Below are 15,538 nucleotides of genomic sequence, written 5' to 3' on the forward strand. Positions count from 1 at the left end.
CTCTCTCAGTCGGTGCGGGCAGGGGCCGGAGCGGCGGATGCGGTGACGGAATCAGGCGTGAGGATGCCGGCGAGCGCGTCGCGGATGAGCGCCTCGTCGAGCGGCTCATCGTGGATCTGCGCGTGCCAGAGCACGCCGTCGATGAAGACGGCGGCGGCGCGGGCGCGGTCGGGACCGTGCACGGGGGCGATGAAGCCCACGACCTCGTCCGACCAGTGCCTGGCGAGCTCCCGCACGCGCGGATCGTGCACGGCGGCGGTGACCACGGCACGGTCGGCCTGGACCGTGCGGGCGTCTTCGAGGGCTCGGTGGATGAGGCGGGCGATGCCCGCGGGCGTCACCCCGTCGGCGATGACGGCCTGCCTGGTGATCTCGATGCGCTCGTCGACCTCGGCGGCGAGCGCGCGCAGGGCGGCGTCGCGGAGGTCGTCCAGCGTGGCGAAGTACTGGGTGGTCGCCCCGAGCGGCACTCCGGCGCGCGCTGCGACCTTGCGGTGGGTGAGCGCGTCGACCCCGATCTCCACGATCAGCTCGGAGGCCGCGGCCACGATCTCCCGGCGGCGCGCCTCGGGATCGCGTCGCCTGCGCGTGCCCTCGCTCATGCAACCCCCCGATAGTGCGTACATGTACGTTTGTACATTTTCGCGTTGTGAGGATGCTGGGAGTCACCGCCTGCGGAGCGCGGCGCTCGATAGAGTGGAGGGAAAGCGCTTACTAGATTGGTGGCCCCGATGACGACGTCCCCGTGGACCAGCCGGCAGCCGCTGGATTCCCGCCCGGTGGTGCCCGTGGAGTTCGGACCGCTCGTCGCCCGCCGCGATGACGAGCCGATGCGGCGGTTCCGGCGCTACGGGCTCGGCCAGTTCATCCACTTCGGCCTCTATTCGCTGCTCGGCGGCGAGTACGACGGCGTCCGCGCTCCCGGCGCCCCCGAATGGATCAGGGCGTGGCACGGCCCCACGGCCCCCGCGGACTGGACGACGATCTACGACGGGCTGAACGAGAGCTTCGATCCCGCCGGTCTCGATGCGCGAGTCTGGGCACGGCAGGCGAAGGCCATGGGAGCCCGCTACGTCATCTTCACGACCAAGCACCACGACGGGTTCGCCCTCTGGCCGTCCGCGCACTCCGCCTACAGCGTCGCGAACTCCCCGTTCGGGCGCGATCTCGTCGGCGAGGTCGTCGACGCGTACACCGCCGAGGGGATCGACGTCTTCCTGTACTTCTCGGTGCTCGACTGGAGTCATCCCGGGTACTCCGACGGGCCGCCCGAGACCGACCGCGCCCGCGCCGGCTGGCAGGAGTTCCTCGACTACACGCGGGCGCAGCTCCTGGAGCTGCTCGACCGCTACCCCGCCGCACGCGGCTTCTGGTTCGACGGCACGTGGGGCAGGGCGTGGGTCTCCTCGTACGAGTTCACGCACGCCCTCGAGCAGGAGCTGCGCGAACGGAGGCCGGGGCTGATCATCGGCTCCCGCTTCCGCAACGACGAGCACGGGGCACGCCATTTCGACACGAACGGCCGGCTGCTCGGCGACTACGAGCAGGGCTGGGAGCGCAAGCTTCCCGCCGACCGCGCGATGCTCGGCGGCAACGACTGGGACTGCGTGATGACGATCGGCCCGAACGCCTGGGGCTGGATGCGCAACACCGCCGGCGAGTACCAGAAGACGGCGGACGACCTGATCGAGCTCCTCATGCGCTGCCGATCGATGGGCGGCAACCTCGTGATCAACTTCGGCCCGGATGCCGACGGCCGGATGACCGCGTACGAGGACGCGGTCGCCGAGCAGCTGGGCGCATGGATCTCCGCGAACGCCGACGCGGTCTACGACGTCGGCCCCGCCGACCTCGACGCCTCGGGGATCGGCTGGCTGACGGCATCCGAGGACCGGCTGTTCCTCACGGTCGTGAACCGCCCGGTGAACGGCGTCGCGCGCCTGCGCCTTCCCGCCGACGCCGCACGCGTGCCGGTGTCGGCCCGGCTGCTCGCATCGGGACGCCCGCTCGAGCTCCGGCGCACGGACCTCGGTCTCGACCTGGATGACGCCGTTCACTACGACACTGTGCTCCCTGCCGACTTCGCGGCCGATCGCGCCTTCGTCATCGAGCTGACGCTGGGGGCTCCGGAAGGAGAGACGGTGAAGCGCGCCGAGGCATGGATGTGAGACGCCCCGGCGTTCCGTCCCTCAGACGCGTGCGCCGCCCGGCTTGCCGGGCTGTCCGTCCCACTCCACGACCGTCCGCAGGTCGACAGCGATGCGGATGCCGTCACCCGGCCACTCGACGGTGACGGTCGTGTCCGCGACGTGGACCCGCAGTCCCTCGAGAGCGGCCTCCGCGTCGCCGTCGGCGGGGAGGAGCTGGTGGACCGCGACATGCACGGTCTGCTCGGCGCTCCGCGCGGCGGTGAGGACCGGGATCGCCGAGTGCTCACCCAGGGCGTTGGTGCGGCGGTGTGCGACGACGTCCGCGGCATCCCACCCGTGCACCCCCGTCAGCACCGCACGGTGCCGCCCGTTCGCGACCTGCGCGCGCGGACCGGCCGCGATGTCCTGCCGGAGCGGCTCGGCACCGGCGAGGGCGAAGCCGCCCTCGCGCAGTCGGGCGTGACCGACCGGCGCCGTGACGAGATGCGCGCGCACCTCGACTCCGCGATGCACCACGGACGCCGTGACGATCCACGCGCCGGGGATGAGCCGCCCGTCGATCTGCGGGCAGTGCACCGAGGCGCTCATCGGGCCGTCGGCGGTGGTGCCCCGGAGCATGACCCGACGGCTCGGCCGCCCTTCCTCGTCGAACAGGGAGATGTGGCCGTCGGCCGCCTCGATCCAGCCTTCGCCCACCTCCGGCGCGGTGTGGGTCGAGTAGGCGAAGGCTGCGTAGTGCGGGTCGTCGGTGTCCGGGATGCCGTGACGCTGCACCGGCAGGTCGGTGTGATCCGTGCCGTGATTGACGAGGACGACGGGGTGGCCGGGGCCGGCCGAGCTCAAGGTGATCCCGGCCCGCTCGATGGCCAGCGTGAACGCGCCACGTGCTTCACGAGGCGCCGGCGCCGTCCACACCGGATGCTCTTCGGGGAGCGACAGGCCGAGGAAGCCGATGCCTGCCAGGTAGGGGGATCCGAAGCCGCTGTACTCCTGCATCGCCGGCAGGAACTCGTCGTACCAGCCGAGCCGCAGTTGACCGTCCGCTCCGACTCCGTGACGCACGAAGCCGTCGAGCACCGAGGTCGCCAGCGCGCGGGTGCGCGCCGGACCGAGGCGGTTCACGCCGGAGATCTCCGCGCACCAGAGCGGCGCGAGGACCGCGGTGCGGTAGGTGAGCGACCGGCCGAAATGGACGGGGGCCCCGTCATCGGCGACGAACGACGGGAACGTGTCGACGAAGGCGGCGAGACGCTCCAGGTGACGCTGCCCGTCGGCGGAGCGCGTGCGGTCCGTCATCCGGTACCACGCCCACAGATACGGGTGGATCGCCCACGCGTTGTAGTAGTCGACGGCGTGATCGGGCCCGTCTGTGTACCAGCCGTCGCCCAGATACCAGCCCTCGACGCGCGCGACGCGACGCTCGTTGCGGAGCCCCCTCGCGTCACCGCCTCGATGCCGGATGAACGCCTCGGCCATGGCGGGGAACAGCTGCCAGTTGTTGCCCCAGACGTCGAGCAGGGCATGGTGGCGCAGCCAGCCGAGTATCCGGTCGTGCTGAGCGGAGTCCAGCCTCGACCAGAAGCGGTCGCCGGCGGTGTAGAGACCGAACGAGAGGTTGGCGGCCTCGACGATCGAGTTGGTGATCCCGGTGAGCGGCGGCCGGCAGGTCACCCCGCGGGGCCAGCTCGAGGGATGCCGCGGGTCGGTCCCGTCGACGATCGCCTGGGCGTAGAACTCCACCAGCGCGTCCGCCTCGGCATCATCCGCCGCGGCCCCGGCGATGCGCGACGAGGCGAGCAGGAAGCTGCGGCCGATGGTCTCCATCGATTCGCGACGCTGACCGTCGCCCGTCACCCGTCCCGGGAGCACGACCCCTGCAGGGTCGTCCGCACCGTGCTCGCGCACCGCGCGCAGCCACAGCTGCGCGGTCGCGGTCCAGCGCCGCCGCGCGGTCGGACCGTCAGCGGGGTCGTGCTCCGCGCTCACGCGTCGAGTGCCTTCTCGAACTCCTTGCGAATCTTGTCGCCCCCGGCCGATCGCCAGGTCTTGATGGCGGCCTTCACATCGGCGAGGCTCTTTCGTCCGGCGATGAAGTCCTGCGTGGCGTCGCCGACGGCCTGGCGGATCGTGCTGCCCTTCTGCGCGTTCGTCGGGCTGAACAGGGTGGCCGTCGGATCCTCGACCCCGATCGGGATCAGCGCGGAGTACGCCTCGTGCGCACGCGTGACGATCCTGTCCTGCCCGGGGAGGTAGAGCACGGGCCCGGGGGCCGCGATGTACTTCCACGGCACGGTCGTGTCGGCCAGCGCGTTCGGCGTCGGCAGCGGGTTGCCGTCGCCGTCGAGGGTGTAGTCCGCCCCCTCCACGCCGTAGTTGATCAGCAGGTACTCCTCGCTGCCGAAAGGCGCGGCGAGGAGGTTCGCCACGCCGAGGAGCTTCTTGATCGACGCCGCATCGTTCTTCTTGAACATGGTGCGCGCGAAGAGGATGTTGTCGAGCCATGCGGTCGGCTTGCCTCCTCCGGCGGCGAAAGGGAGGAACGGCGCGGAGTCCGGCACGGTGGGCCCGTAGCCGTCCGACTTGAAGAAGGCGGGAAGGCCGTCGTAGATCTGTGCGACCTGACCGGTGGTGAAGGCGTTGACCATCTGCGACTTGGTCCAGGATTCGCTGCCCGGCAGGATGTACCCGGCCGATGCCGCCTTCTGCACGAACTGGATGGAGTCGAGGTACTCCTCCGTCTCGAACGAGTAGGTGAGCCTGCCCCCGTCCTCGCGCCACTGGTTCGGCACGCCGAACAGCTGGTGGAATGTGCTCAGGCCGAAGCTGCTCGCCCCGAAGGCCCAGCGGTTGGCCTTCGCGTCCGTGAGCTCCTTCATGACCGAGAGGTACTCGTCGGCGTCCTTGATCGCGCTGGTGTCGGTGATCCCGACGTCCTCGAACCGCTTCGCGTTGTAGAAGCCGAGGCCGGCCGAGCCGCCTCGAGGGATCGGGATCGTGTAGATCTTTCCGTTGCGCACGGTCTGCCGCCAATAGAGCTCGGGAATCGCCGCGAGGTTCGGGTACTCCTTGATCGCGTCTCCCGAGAGGAACTTCGTCAGGTCCTGGCACTTGGACTCGAGGAAGCCGATGGTGTCGGGGATGGATGCTCCGTCGTCCAGCATCAGGTCGGGGATGTCGTTGCCGGCGATGGTCGTGTTCATCTTCGTGGTGAAGTCGTCCGCCGAGACGGCTGTGATGTCGACCCTGCCGCCGAGCCGCTTCTCGATCTCCTGCCAGGCCGGGTTGCTGTCGCGCCCGTTCGGCGGCGGGCCGAAGATGTTCGTGATCGCGGTGAAGGTCTCGCCCTTCAGGGGCGGGGTGGTCACGGTGCGCACGGGATTCGCGGGGTACCTGAAGTACGCGGCAGGCACGCCGCCGGCCGTGCCGGCCAGGTCGGGCGCGAGACCGTCTGCAGGCACGAACGCCGGCAGCTTCACGGAACTCGCCCCGGACGCTACCAGCTCCGTGCGCGTGCCGCATCCGGCCAGGGAGCCGATGGATGCGACGCTCAGCAGCCCGATCCCGGCGACCTTGAGGAAGGTCCGCCGGTCTGCGGCGATCTCATTGATGGACATTTCCGATCCTCTCTGGGGGACAGCAGGCTTGCGCCTCGGTGTGGCTGCGTTCAGCCCTTGACGGCTCCGGTGAGCACGCCCTTTGTGAAGTACTTCTGCAGGAACGGGTAGACGCACAGGATGGGCACCAGGCTGATGACCACCACCGCCATCTGGATCGCCTGGCTGGGCGCCGCGATCTCCGCTCCTGCGCTGACGTCCATCGACGATCCGAGGAGCACGTACTGGCGCAGCACCATCGCCAGCGGCCATTTGTCGCTGTCGACGTAGAGCATCGCGTTGAAGAACGCGTTCCAGTAGCCGACCGCGTAGAAGAGCCCGACCACGGCGATGACCGCCTTGGAGAGCGGCAGCACGACGTGCCACAGGATGCGCAGGTCGCCGGCTCCGTCGAGGCGGGCCGCCTCGATGAGCTCGGCTGGGATGCCCATGATGAACGACCTCACGATCACCAGGTTGAACGCGGAGAGCGCGGTCGGCAGGATCAGCGCCGCGTAGGAGCCGAGCAGGCCCAGCTCCTTCACGACCAGGAACGTCGGGATGATGCCGGGCGTGAACAGCATCGTCAGCAGCGCGGTCATCAGGAAGAACGTGCCGCCCAGCAGTCCCCGCCTGGAAAGGCCGTACGCCATCGTCACCGTGAGCGCGATCGCCAGGGCGGTGCCCACCAGGGTGATGCCGATGCTCCGCAGGAGGGCGTCGGTGACGATGCCGCCGGAGAAGATCGTCGTGTAGGCGGCGAACGTGGGCTCGGAGGGGAATAGGACGAAGCCGTTGTTGGCGGCGATCTCCTGCTGCGTCGAAAGGCTCGTTCCGACTACCGCGAGGAACGGGTAGATCACCGCGACGCACACCACCAGCAGCACGAGACCCTTCAGCCCCTGCATGGGCAGGCTGGGCTTCTCCATCCACACGGGACGGCTGCTGGCCTTGTAGCGGGCGGCGCGCCTGGCGCCGAGCCGGACGACTGTCGTGGCGGATTCAGCGGTCACGGGAGTACACCCCATCCTGTCCGAACATGTGAGCGACCTTGTTGGCACCGAGCACGAGGAACAGGCCGACGACGCCCTTCACCAGCCCGACCGCGGCCGCGGTGCCCCACTGCCCGTCGACGATGCCGTGGTAGTAGACGTAGGTGTCGAGCACCTCGCCCGCCTCCGCGCCCACGTTGTTGCGCTGCAGCACGATCTGCTCGAAGCCGACCGACAGTGCCGTGCCGAGATTGAGGATCAGCAGCAGGATCACGATGGGCATGATGCCGGGAATGGTGATCGCCCAGGTGCGGCGCCACGGACCGGCGCCGTCCACCGCGGCCGCCTCGTACAGCTCGTCATCGATGCTGGCGAGTGCGGCGAGGAACATGATCGTCCCCCACCCCGCGTCCTTCCAGATGGTCTGCAGGGTGACGAGGAGCGGGAAGGTGTCCGGGTTGGTCATCGGGCTGATGCCGGGCAGGCCGACCGCCTCGAGCATGTTCGGGATCGCGCCGGTGGGTCCGAGCATCTGCGTGAAGATCGAGATGATGATGACCCAGCCGAGGAAGTGCGGCAGGTAGATCACGCTCTGCACGAAGCGCTTGAGTCCAGGGGACATGATGCTGTTCAGCAGCAGCGCGAGCATGATCGGCACCGGGAAGAACAGCACGAGCTGCATCAGCGTGATCACCAGGGTGTTGCGCAGCGCGTACCAGAAGGCGGGGTCGGCGAAGGCCTGCGCGAAATTGTCGAGGCCCACCCAGACGCTGTCGATGAAGCCGAGGTACGGCTGATAGTCCTCGAAGGCGATGATGTTGCCGGGGATCGGCAGCCAGTGGAAGACCACGAAGTAGAGGAAGCCGGGCAGCACCATCAGGAGCATCACCCGGTCACGGCGGAACCGCGCTGCGAACGACAGCGCCGTCCCGGCCCTGCGGCTCGTCCGCCGCGAGTCGGCGCCGCGCACGGCGACATCTCCGGTCTCGGCAGCAGCGGGTCTGCTCGTCACGGGTGCTGAGGTCACCGCAGTCCTCCGGGCGTCGTCGATGACATAGGGAAAATCACTAGTAAGCGATTGCTATGGCAACGTAACGCCACGCGTGGGCCTCTGTCAACAGAGTCGATCAAAAGTGCTGCACTTTCGCGATACTCTGCCCCCAACGGTTGGAATCTTGACCTTGTTCGTGATAGTAATCGTTTACTACCAAGGGGTCGGCCAGCGGGCCGGCCTCGCTCGAATCGACGGAGATCACCACCATGAGCCGGCTCCCCCGCGTGGCTTTCGCCATGGACCGTGAAGCGCACGCCGCCGCTTTCGCCCCCGCTCTGATGCGCCGACTGCGCGCCGTCGCGGAGGTCCTCTTCGATGAGCCGCTCGCGGATCTGCATTCCGACCAGGCGCGGAGCGTGCTCGGGACGACCGAGATCCTCCTCACCGGCTGGGGCGTGCCACCCATCGACAGCGCTCTCCTCGACAGCGCGCCGGACCTGCGCGCGATCGTGCACGCCGCGGGAACCGTGAGGACCTTCCTCGATCCGGAGGTCTTCGACCACGGCATCCGCGTCAGCAGCTGCGCGAGCGCCAACGCGACCCCCGTCGCGGAGTTCGCGCTCGCCTGCACGGTCTTCGGACTCAAACGCGCGGGACGCTTCGCCGCTCAGCTGCGCGAGAGCAAGGCCGTGCGCGACGTGCGCCGGATGCCGCCGATCGGGACCTACCGCGTCACCGTCGGCGTCGTCGGAGCCTCCCGCGTCGGACGGGAGATGCTCCGGCTGCTCCGGAGCCTGGACGCCGAGATCCTTCTCAGCGACCCTTTCATCTCGGACGCCGACGCGGCCGAGCTCGGAGCGACCCTGGTCTCGCTTCCCGATCTGTGCCGCCTCAGCGACGTCGTCTCGATCCACGCACCGCTCACCCCGCAGACCGCGGGCATGATCGGCGCCGCAGAACTCGCGCTGATGCGCGACGGCACCGTGCTCGTCAACACCGCCCGCGGCGCGCTCGTCGACACGGAGGCGCTCACCGCCGAGGTGGTGAGCGGACGCCTCGACGCCTACCTCGACGTCGTGCACCCCGAGCCCCTGCCCCCGGAATCGCCTCTCTACAGGCTCCCCAACGTGACGCTCACTCCGCACATCGCGGGAGCCCTCGGCAACGAGATCGCCCGCCTCGGCGAGCTGGCCGTGGCCGAGACGGCCCGCTTCGCCGCGAATGGTACATTCGAGCATGAAGTCCGTCCCGCGGATTTCGCGATCATCGCCTAGCAGGGCGACGGATGAGGGATCGTGACTCCGACAGCTGATCACGTGCACCGGTCGGCGCCGCGTCGCGCCGCGACCATCAGCGACGTGGCGGCGATGGCCGAAGTGTCCACCGCGACGGTCTCCCGCGTGCTGAACAGCAACTACCCGGTCGCGGCATCCACCCGCGAGCGCGTGCTCCGCGCAGTCACGAAGCTGGGCTACGCGGCCAACGCGAACGCCAGGGCGCTGGCGCAGTCCGACTCGAAGACCATCGGCATCATCGTGCCCGAGCTGGTCGATCCCTTCTTCGGATACATGGTGCGCGGACTCGAACAGGCGGCACAGGCCTCGGGGCGCCTGGCCATCATCGCCACCACCGGAACGCGGCGCGATCACGAGCTGACCCTGATCGACCGGATGCGCGAGCGCCGGGTGGATGCCGTGATCCTGGTCAGCGGAACCCGGACGGATATCGCGTACCAGCGTCAGCTCGTCCAACGCGCGGAGGCACTCGAGGCGATGGGGAGCAGGCTCGTGCTGTGCGCGCATCCGCCGCTGACGATCCCGTCGCCGGCACGATCCGTGGCCTACGACAACGAGGGAGGAGCCTTCGCCGTCACCGAGCATCTCATCTCGAACGGCCATCGCCGCATCGCGTTCGTCGGCGGCGAGGCGGAGCGTCCTACGATCGCGCTCCGCCGCGAGGGGTACCTGCGCGCGCTGCGCTCCCGGGGCATCGAGGTCGACGAGGCGCTCATCCGCTCGGAGGGCTTCGGGCGAGACCCTGGCTACACGACGACCAGGGCCCTGCTCGACGAAGACCTCGGCATCACGGCGATCTTCGCGGTGAACGACACGATCGCCGCCGGCGTCTACGACGCCCTCGGCGACGCCGGCGTGCGCATCCCCTCGGACATGTCGGTCGTCGCGTATGACGACACCCCGCTCGCGACGAGCCTCTCCCCCAAGCTCACGACCGTGCACGTGCCGCTCGAGCAGATGGGCAGGGAGGCGCTGAACGCAGCCGTCGCCGAGCACGACGCGTTCGCACGCACGCCTGAGGACGCACTCACGCTCGGCACCTATCTCGTGCATCGCGAATCCGTCGCGCCTCGGAAGCCCTGACGCAGCGCGCACCGAAGGCGTCCGACGCGGACAGGCGGGTGGCTACCCGACCTGTCCGCGCTCGAAATAGGCGACGAGCTCGGGGTCGAGCGCCGGAACCTCGATCGCCGAGCCGTCTCCGCGCAGGGACTGCGTCGCGAGGATGCCGGCCGCCACCGCCTCCCTGGCCGCGACCGGCGACGTCTCGGTGAGACCGCCGTCGCGCACGAAGCGGAGGAACTCGGCGACGAGCAGCGCGTCGGCGCCGTCGTGACCCGCATCCGGCACCTCGGGCACGATGAAGGTCTCGTCGGCCTCGGCCGCGCCGCGGTGGCGCCGGTTCCAGAGCCTGACCTCGCTGCCGGCGGTGTCGCCGAAGTTCTCGATGCGGCCCTCGGTGCCGATCACCGTGTAGTTGCGCCAGTAGTCGGGCGTGAAGTGGCACTGCTGGTACGACGCCATGATGCCCCCGGCGAGGCGCATGTTCACCATCGAGATGTCCTCGACGTCGATCACCGGGTGCAGGCCCGTCAGCGACGTCGGCGGCCAGTTGTCGACGCTGAACCAGTCCGGCATCCGCTCACCGGTGCGGTCGCGCCGATCGGAGATGTCCCCGTAGACGCTCAGCTCGCCCATGGCGGCGACCTTCTCGGAGTAGGCGCCGGCCAGCCAGTGGATGATGTCGATGTCGTGGGCGCCCTTCTGGAGCAGAAGTCCGGTGGTGCGGCGGCGGTCGGCGTGCCAGTCCTTGAAGTAGTAGTCGCCGCCGTGGCCGACGAAGTGGCGCACCCAGACGGCCTTGACGTCGCCGATCCGGCCGTCCTGGATCAGCTGCCGCATCAGCGTGATGACGGGCATGTGCCGCATGTTGTGGCCGATGTAGAGCCGGCTGCCGGTGCGGCGGGCGGTCTCGAGCATGGCGTCGGCGTCGGCGAGGTGGATCGCGAGCGGCTTCTCGCAGAACACCGCGACACCGGCCTCCAGGGCCCGGATGCTGAGCGCCGCGTGCGTGTCGTCGGGGGTGAGCACCATCACGGCGTCGACGCCTGAGGCGAGCAGCTCGTCGAGCGAGTCGGTGACGACGGCGTCGGGCACGAGCCGGCGCGCGTCCTTGCGGGCGCGCTCCGAGGGGTCGCAGATCGCGGTGATGCGCGAGCCCTGGCCGGGGCGCTGCACCTCCTCGCGGAGCGTGGCGCGCGCGCCGAAGCCGATGATGCCGATACGGAGATCCACGGTGGTCCTTCTGAATGTCGTCGAGGACGGCACAGCCGTCAGCGGGATGCCGGGACGTCGAGGTCGGTCGACGCGGCGGGGAAGAGCGACCACGCGAACTCGTGCAGGCGACCGGTGGAGTCGTCCGTCGAGAGCGCGCGCTCGATGATGATGCGGGCCTGCCGCTCATAGAAGTCGGTCGGACCGACGGTCGTCAGGCTCGGGGCGACGGTCTGCGCGTCCGGAGTGTTGCCGATGCCGATGACGGCCACGTCGTGCGGCACCCGGAGACCCAGCATGTGCGCCGCGTTGATCGCCGCGATGGCCGCGAAGTCGGTGGTCGCGTAGACGGCCGTCGGGCGGTTCTCCCCGGAGAGGAGCCGCACCGCCGCGGCGAAGGCGCTGGCCTGCGTGTCCTCGTACGTCTCCGTCCACGACGGGTCGACGTCGATGCCGGCTGCCGCCATCTTCTCGACGTACGGCGTGTACCGGGTGACCTGCGTCGAAGCGAGGCGCACGGCGCCCTCCGCGGCGAGGCAGCCGATGGCGGTGTGCTGCTCGAGCAGGTGGTCCATGGCGATCCGGCATCCAGGGATCGCGTCCGAGCGCACCACGTCGAAGCCCTCCGGCTCGAGGTGCTCCGAGAACACCACCAGGCGCTGACCGCGGCTCACGAGGTCGCGCAGCTTCTGCACCGCGTCCTCGTCGAGGCCCACGCCGTCGAGGTAGGCGACATCGCTCTCCACCCTGTCCAGGGCTGCGTGCCAGTCGCCGTCGGCGAGGATCAGGGTGGTCAGCCCGTGCCTGTTCGCCTCGACGTTCACGGCTTCCGCCACCGCCAGCGACCACGGGTCGCTGAGCATGTGCAGGGAGAGCTGCACCATGCCGCTGCGGCCGGTGCGGATCGCCCGGGCCGCACTGTTCGGCCGGTAGTTGAGCTCCTCGGCAGCGGCGAGCACCCGGGCGGCCGTGGCCTCGGCGACTCCGGCGCCCGCAGCACCGGCCCGCCCGGAGAACACGTACGACACGGTGGCTGTGGACACCCCGGCCCGCTCCGCCACCATCCGGAGGGTGGGGCGGCGGGCGTCGGTCTTCTTCCGCGGCGGCATCCGTCAGCCCTTCGATCCGCTGAACGCGATGCCCTGGATGAACTGCCGCTGCAGGATGATGAAGGTCACCAGCATCGGCAGGGTCGCCAGCAGCGCACCCGCCATGAGCACCGGGTAATCCGTGCCGTGGATGCCGACGAGCTGCGACAGGCCGACGGACAGCGGCATCTTCGCGGGATCCGTCGTCACGATCAGCGGCCAGAGCAGGTCGTTCCACGACCAGAGCACAGTGAACACCACGAGTGCGATGATGCCAGGCTTCGCGAGCGGGACCATGATCCGCCAGAACGTCTGCCACGGATTCGCACCGTCGATGCGCGCCGCCTCCTCGAGCTCGGCGGGCATCGACATGAAGAACTGGCGCATGAGGAAGGTGCCGAAGGCGCTGAAGATGCCGGGCACGATGAGGGCCTGCAGCGTGTTCAGCCAGCCGAGCGACTGGATGATCTCGTACTGCGGCAGCAGGTACAGCTGCGAGGGCACCATGAGCACCGAGAGGAACACGACGAACAGGGCGTTGCGACCGGGGAACGGGATGCGCGCGAACGCGTAACCCGCCATGGTGCAGAGCACCACCTGGCCGACGGTCCGGCCCACGGTGAGCAGCACGGAGTTCGCGAACATCTGCGCGAACGGCATCGACTCGAAAACCTCGGCGAAGTTCGTGAACACCCACTCGCGCGGCAGCAGGCTCGGCGGCACCTGCACCGAGTCGGACAGCGTCTTGAACGAGGTGAGCAGCTGCCAGAGGAACGGGAACACCATGATCACGGCGCCGAGGATCAGCACCACATGCACGATCCACAGGGCGCGGTTCTTCGGCGTGCCAGGTCGGGCGGTGCGGCCGGCGGATGCGCCGACCACGGTGCGCGTGTCGAGCGAGAGGTCACTCATAGTGCACCCACTTCTTCTGCAGGCGGAACTGGACGACCGTGAGCAGCAGGATGATCACGAGCAGGAGGAAGGCGACGGCGGCAGCGTAGCCGCGGTCGTTGTCGAGGAAGCCCGCTTCGTAGAACAGGTAGACGACGGTGCGGGTGTTCGGCATCGCGGGGTTGCTGCGGCCGAGCATCATGTAGATGAGGTCGAACACCTGCAGGGCGCCGATCACGCTGATCACGCTGACGAAGAAGATCGACGGCGACAGCAGCGGGATCGTGATGGAGAAGAACTTCCGCACGGGTCCCGCGCCGTCGAGGTCGGCGGCCTCCATGATCGTGTCGGGGATGCCCTGGAGACCGGCGAGGAAGATGACGATGTTGGTGCCGAGGCCTGCCCAGATGCCGACGACGGCGATCGCGACGAGCGCGGTGCCCGGGTCGGTGAGCCAGCTGCGGCCGTCGATGCCGACCGCACCGAGTGCTGCGTTGAGCACGCCGTAGTCGCCGTTGTAGATCATGCGCCACACCAGGGCGATCGCGGCCGGCATGGTGACGACGGGGATGAAGTAGAGGGTCCGGTACGCGCTGCGCCCCTTGAGCCCGGTGGTGTTCAGCAGGGCGGCGATTCCCACGGCGATCGGGATGCCGACGAGGGCGATGACCGTGTAGATCGCGGTGTTGCGCAGGGCCCCGATGAGCTCGGGGTCCTGGAACAGCCGGGCGTAGTTCTCGATGCCCACCCACTCGGAGCCTCCGAAGGGTCCCGACTTCGTGAACGAGATGATCAGGGTGCGCAGGGTCGGCCACAGGTAGAAGACCGCGATCCCCAGCGCGGTGGGCCCGATGAAGACGAGGGCCCACCACGGGGAGGCACCGGGGCTGCGCCGGCGGCGGCGGCGGATGCCGGGGGCCTGGGCCTCCGGCATCCGCTCTGCCGACGTGCCCGCGCGTGGCGCGACGACGCTCATGGTGATTACTCCTGCTCGGCGTCCAGGGCGGCCTGCATCTTCTCGGCGAGGTCCTCGAGACCGGCTTCGGGCGTGACGGCGCCCGACCAGACCTGGGAGAGGATCTCGCTCTCGATGCTCGTCCATGCCGAGGTGTTCTTCGACACCGGGTACGGCACGGCCGTCTCGAGCGCGTCGATGTAGACCTGCAGGTCGTACTGCGGCAGGGCGTCGACCCAGGCCTGCTGGGTGCCGTTGAACGCGGGGATCACGGTGCCGGTCTCGGCCTGGATCTTCGCGGCCTCCTCACCGGAGGCGAAGGCGGCGAACGCCTTGGCCTCGGCGAGGTGCGGGCTCTTCGCGTTGGCGACGTTGCCGACGCCGTGGATCACGCTCTGGTTGCCCTCGGCGCCCGCGGGGAGCGGGGCGACGTCTACCTTGCCGCCGATGTCGGCGTTGTCGGCGTAGGCGATGGCGGCCCAGGAGCCGTTCTGGAACATCGCGACCTTGCCGGAGAGGAAGAAGTCCTCGGGGTTGGTGTCGGTCATCTGCTGGGCGGTCGGCGAGGAGCCCGCCTCGATGAGGCCGGTCCACAGCTCGATGCCCTCGAGCGCCTCGGGCGAGCCGTAGCCGCTCTCGGTGCCGTCGGCGGAGATGACCTCGCCGCCGGCCTGCGCGATGGAGTTGTAGAAGTTCTCCTGGCCGTACTGGCTCGCGGCGATGCCGAACTGTCCCTTGGCGGGGTCCGTGAGCTTCGCCGCCGCGGCGGTGAAGTCGTCCCAGGTCCAGCCTGCGGCCGGGTACTCGACACCGGCGGCGTCGAAGAGCTCCTTGTTGTACCAGAGCGCGACGGTGTCGAAGTCCTTCGGGGCGCCGTAGAGCGTGCCGTCGTACGTGTAGAGGTCGACGAGCCCCTGGGGGTAGTCCGACGCGTCGATGCCGGCGTCGTCGAGAGGCGCGAGCTGACCGTTGGACGCGTACAGCTGGAAGTTCGGGCCGTTCATCCAGAACACGTCGGCGGCGGATCCGCCGCTCGCGGCCGTCTGGAGCTTCGTGAAGTACTCCTTGTACGGGGTGACCTGGATGTCGATCGTGACGTTCGGGTTCTCCTTGGTGAACGCCTCGGCGATCTGCTCCATGGCCGGCTTCTGGTTCTCGTCCCAGATCGCGTAGCTGAGGGTGACGTCTCCGCCGGACTCACCGGAGTCGCCTCCGGCCGAGGGCGAGCAGGCGCTGAGCGCGAGGACGGCGGCCGCGGAGGCGGCGAGGGCGCCGAGGGCGCGGCGGGCGGGTCGTGCCATGG

13 protein-coding genes are annotated in these 15,538 nt (G+C 69.3%); 3 read left to right on the top strand and 10 right to left on the bottom strand.

The genetic code is table 11. The annotated features are described in order from the left end of the window. Nucleotides 1-5: 5 nt before the first annotated feature. Nucleotides 6-602, bottom strand: a complete 597-nt coding sequence (locus G6G98_RS11650) for a TetR/AcrR family transcriptional regulator (RefSeq protein WP_067356097.1) — start codon at nt 600-602, stop codon at nt 6-8. A 129-nt stretch (nt 603-731) separates the two neighbouring features. On the opposite strand from G6G98_RS11650, the gene G6G98_RS11655 reads away from it, so the two are divergent. Further along, nucleotides 732-2,168 carry an alpha-L-fucosidase gene (locus G6G98_RS11655; protein ID WP_164234218.1) on the top strand — a complete coding sequence of 479 codons (1,437 nt, stop codon included), beginning with the start codon at nt 732-734 and terminating at the stop codon, nt 2,166-2,168. A 21-nt stretch (nt 2,169-2,189) separates the two neighbouring features. Here the strand turns inward: G6G98_RS11655 and G6G98_RS11660 are convergent, their stop codons facing one another. The 4 genes from G6G98_RS11660 to G6G98_RS11675 are packed head-to-tail and all read right to left on the bottom strand — an operon-like array spanning nt 2,190 to nt 7,762. After that, complete coding sequence (locus tag G6G98_RS11660; RefSeq protein WP_164234217.1) at nt 2,190-4,136, bottom strand: DUF2264 domain-containing protein; 1,947 nt, start codon at nt 4,134-4,136, stop codon at nt 2,190-2,192. Next, a complete protein-coding gene (locus tag G6G98_RS11665; RefSeq protein WP_164234216.1) occupies nt 4,133-5,764 on the bottom strand; it encodes an extracellular solute-binding protein in 1,632 nt (543 codons plus the stop codon). Before G6G98_RS11665 ends, G6G98_RS11660 begins: the two co-directional genes overlap by 4 nt. A gap of 50 nt (nt 5,765-5,814) precedes the next feature. Further along, nucleotides 5,815-6,756, bottom strand: a complete 942-nt coding sequence (locus G6G98_RS11670; protein ID WP_243842105.1) for a carbohydrate ABC transporter permease — start codon at nt 6,754-6,756, stop codon at nt 5,815-5,817. Next, a complete protein-coding gene (locus G6G98_RS11675; RefSeq protein ID WP_243842106.1) occupies nt 6,746-7,762 on the bottom strand; it encodes an ABC transporter permease in 1,017 nt (338 codons plus the stop codon). The genes G6G98_RS11670 and G6G98_RS11675 overlap by 11 nt, the downstream gene beginning before the upstream one ends. 263 nt (nt 7,763-8,025) lie before the next feature. Between G6G98_RS11675 and G6G98_RS11680 the strand changes: the two genes are divergently transcribed. Both G6G98_RS11680 and G6G98_RS11685 read left to right on the top strand, forming a co-directional pair. Continuing rightward, on the top strand, nt 8,026-9,003 hold the full coding sequence (locus G6G98_RS11680) for a hydroxyacid dehydrogenase (RefSeq protein WP_164234215.1): 978 nt from the start codon (nt 8,026-8,028) through the stop codon (nt 9,001-9,003). 21 nt (nt 9,004-9,024) lie between these two features. Then, on the top strand, nt 9,025-10,107 hold the full coding sequence (locus G6G98_RS11685) for a LacI family DNA-binding transcriptional regulator (RefSeq protein ID WP_243842107.1): 1,083 nt from the start codon (nt 9,025-9,027) through the stop codon (nt 10,105-10,107). A gap of 42 nt (nt 10,108-10,149) precedes the next feature. Here the strand turns inward: G6G98_RS11685 and G6G98_RS11690 are convergent, their stop codons facing one another. The 5 genes from G6G98_RS11690 to G6G98_RS11710 are packed head-to-tail and all read right to left on the bottom strand — an operon-like array spanning nt 10,150 to nt 15,536. Next, complete coding sequence (locus G6G98_RS11690) at nt 10,150-11,319, bottom strand: Gfo/Idh/MocA family protein (protein ID WP_164234214.1); 1,170 nt, start codon at nt 11,317-11,319, stop codon at nt 10,150-10,152. 38 nt (nt 11,320-11,357) lie between these two features. After that, nucleotides 11,358-12,407 carry a LacI family DNA-binding transcriptional regulator gene (locus tag G6G98_RS11695; RefSeq protein WP_067356104.1) on the bottom strand — a complete coding sequence of 350 codons (1,050 nt, stop codon included), beginning with the start codon at nt 12,405-12,407 and terminating at the stop codon, nt 11,358-11,360. A 3-nt stretch (nt 12,408-12,410) separates the two neighbouring features. Then, the gene (locus tag G6G98_RS11700; RefSeq protein ID WP_208321480.1) at nt 12,411-13,301 is read right to left on the bottom strand and encodes a carbohydrate ABC transporter permease; all 891 of its coding nucleotides are present in this window, start codon (nt 13,299-13,301) and stop codon (nt 12,411-12,413) included. Beyond that, nucleotides 13,294-14,256 (bottom strand): carbohydrate ABC transporter permease, encoded by a 963-nt coding sequence (locus G6G98_RS11705; protein ID WP_164234213.1) that lies wholly within the window; start codon nt 14,254-14,256, stop codon nt 13,294-13,296. Before G6G98_RS11705 ends, G6G98_RS11700 begins: the two co-directional genes overlap by 8 nt. Nucleotides 14,257-14,261: 5 nt before the next feature. Then, the gene (locus G6G98_RS11710; protein WP_164234212.1) at nt 14,262-15,536 is read right to left on the bottom strand and encodes an ABC transporter substrate-binding protein; all 1,275 of its coding nucleotides are present in this window, start codon (nt 15,534-15,536) and stop codon (nt 14,262-14,264) included. Between the last annotated feature and the right edge of the window lie 2 nt (nt 15,537-15,538).

Origin of the sequence: Microbacterium hydrocarbonoxydans (assembly GCF_011752045.1) — a bacterium.
Lineage (GTDB): Bacteria > Actinomycetota > Actinomycetes > Actinomycetales > Microbacteriaceae > Microbacterium.

Coding starts and splice junctions, on each gene's coding strand:
- G6G98_RS11650 (WP_067356097.1), bottom strand. CDS start 602: ATGAGCGAGGGCACGCGCAGGCGACGCGATCCCGAGGCGCGCCGCCGG.
- G6G98_RS11655 (WP_164234218.1), top strand. CDS start 732: ATGACGACGTCCCCGTGGACCAGCCGGCAGCCGCTGGATTCCCGCCCG.
- G6G98_RS11665 (WP_164234216.1), bottom strand. CDS start 5,764: ATGTCCATCAATGAGATCGCCGCAGACCGGCGGACCTTCCTCAAGGTC.
- G6G98_RS11680 (WP_164234215.1), top strand. CDS start 8,026: ATGGACCGTGAAGCGCACGCCGCCGCTTTCGCCCCCGCTCTGATGCGC.
- G6G98_RS11695 (WP_067356104.1), bottom strand. CDS start 12,407: ATGCCGCCGCGGAAGAAGACCGACGCCCGCCGCCCCACCCTCCGGATG.
- G6G98_RS11700 (WP_208321480.1), bottom strand. CDS start 13,301: ATGAGTGACCTCTCGCTCGACACGCGCACCGTGGTCGGCGCATCCGCC.
- G6G98_RS11705 (WP_164234213.1), bottom strand. CDS start 14,256: ATGAGCGTCGTCGCGCCACGCGCGGGCACGTCGGCAGAGCGGATGCCG.
- G6G98_RS11710 (WP_164234212.1), bottom strand. CDS start 15,536: ATGGCACGACCCGCCCGCCGCGCCCTCGGCGCCCTCGCCGCCTCCGCG.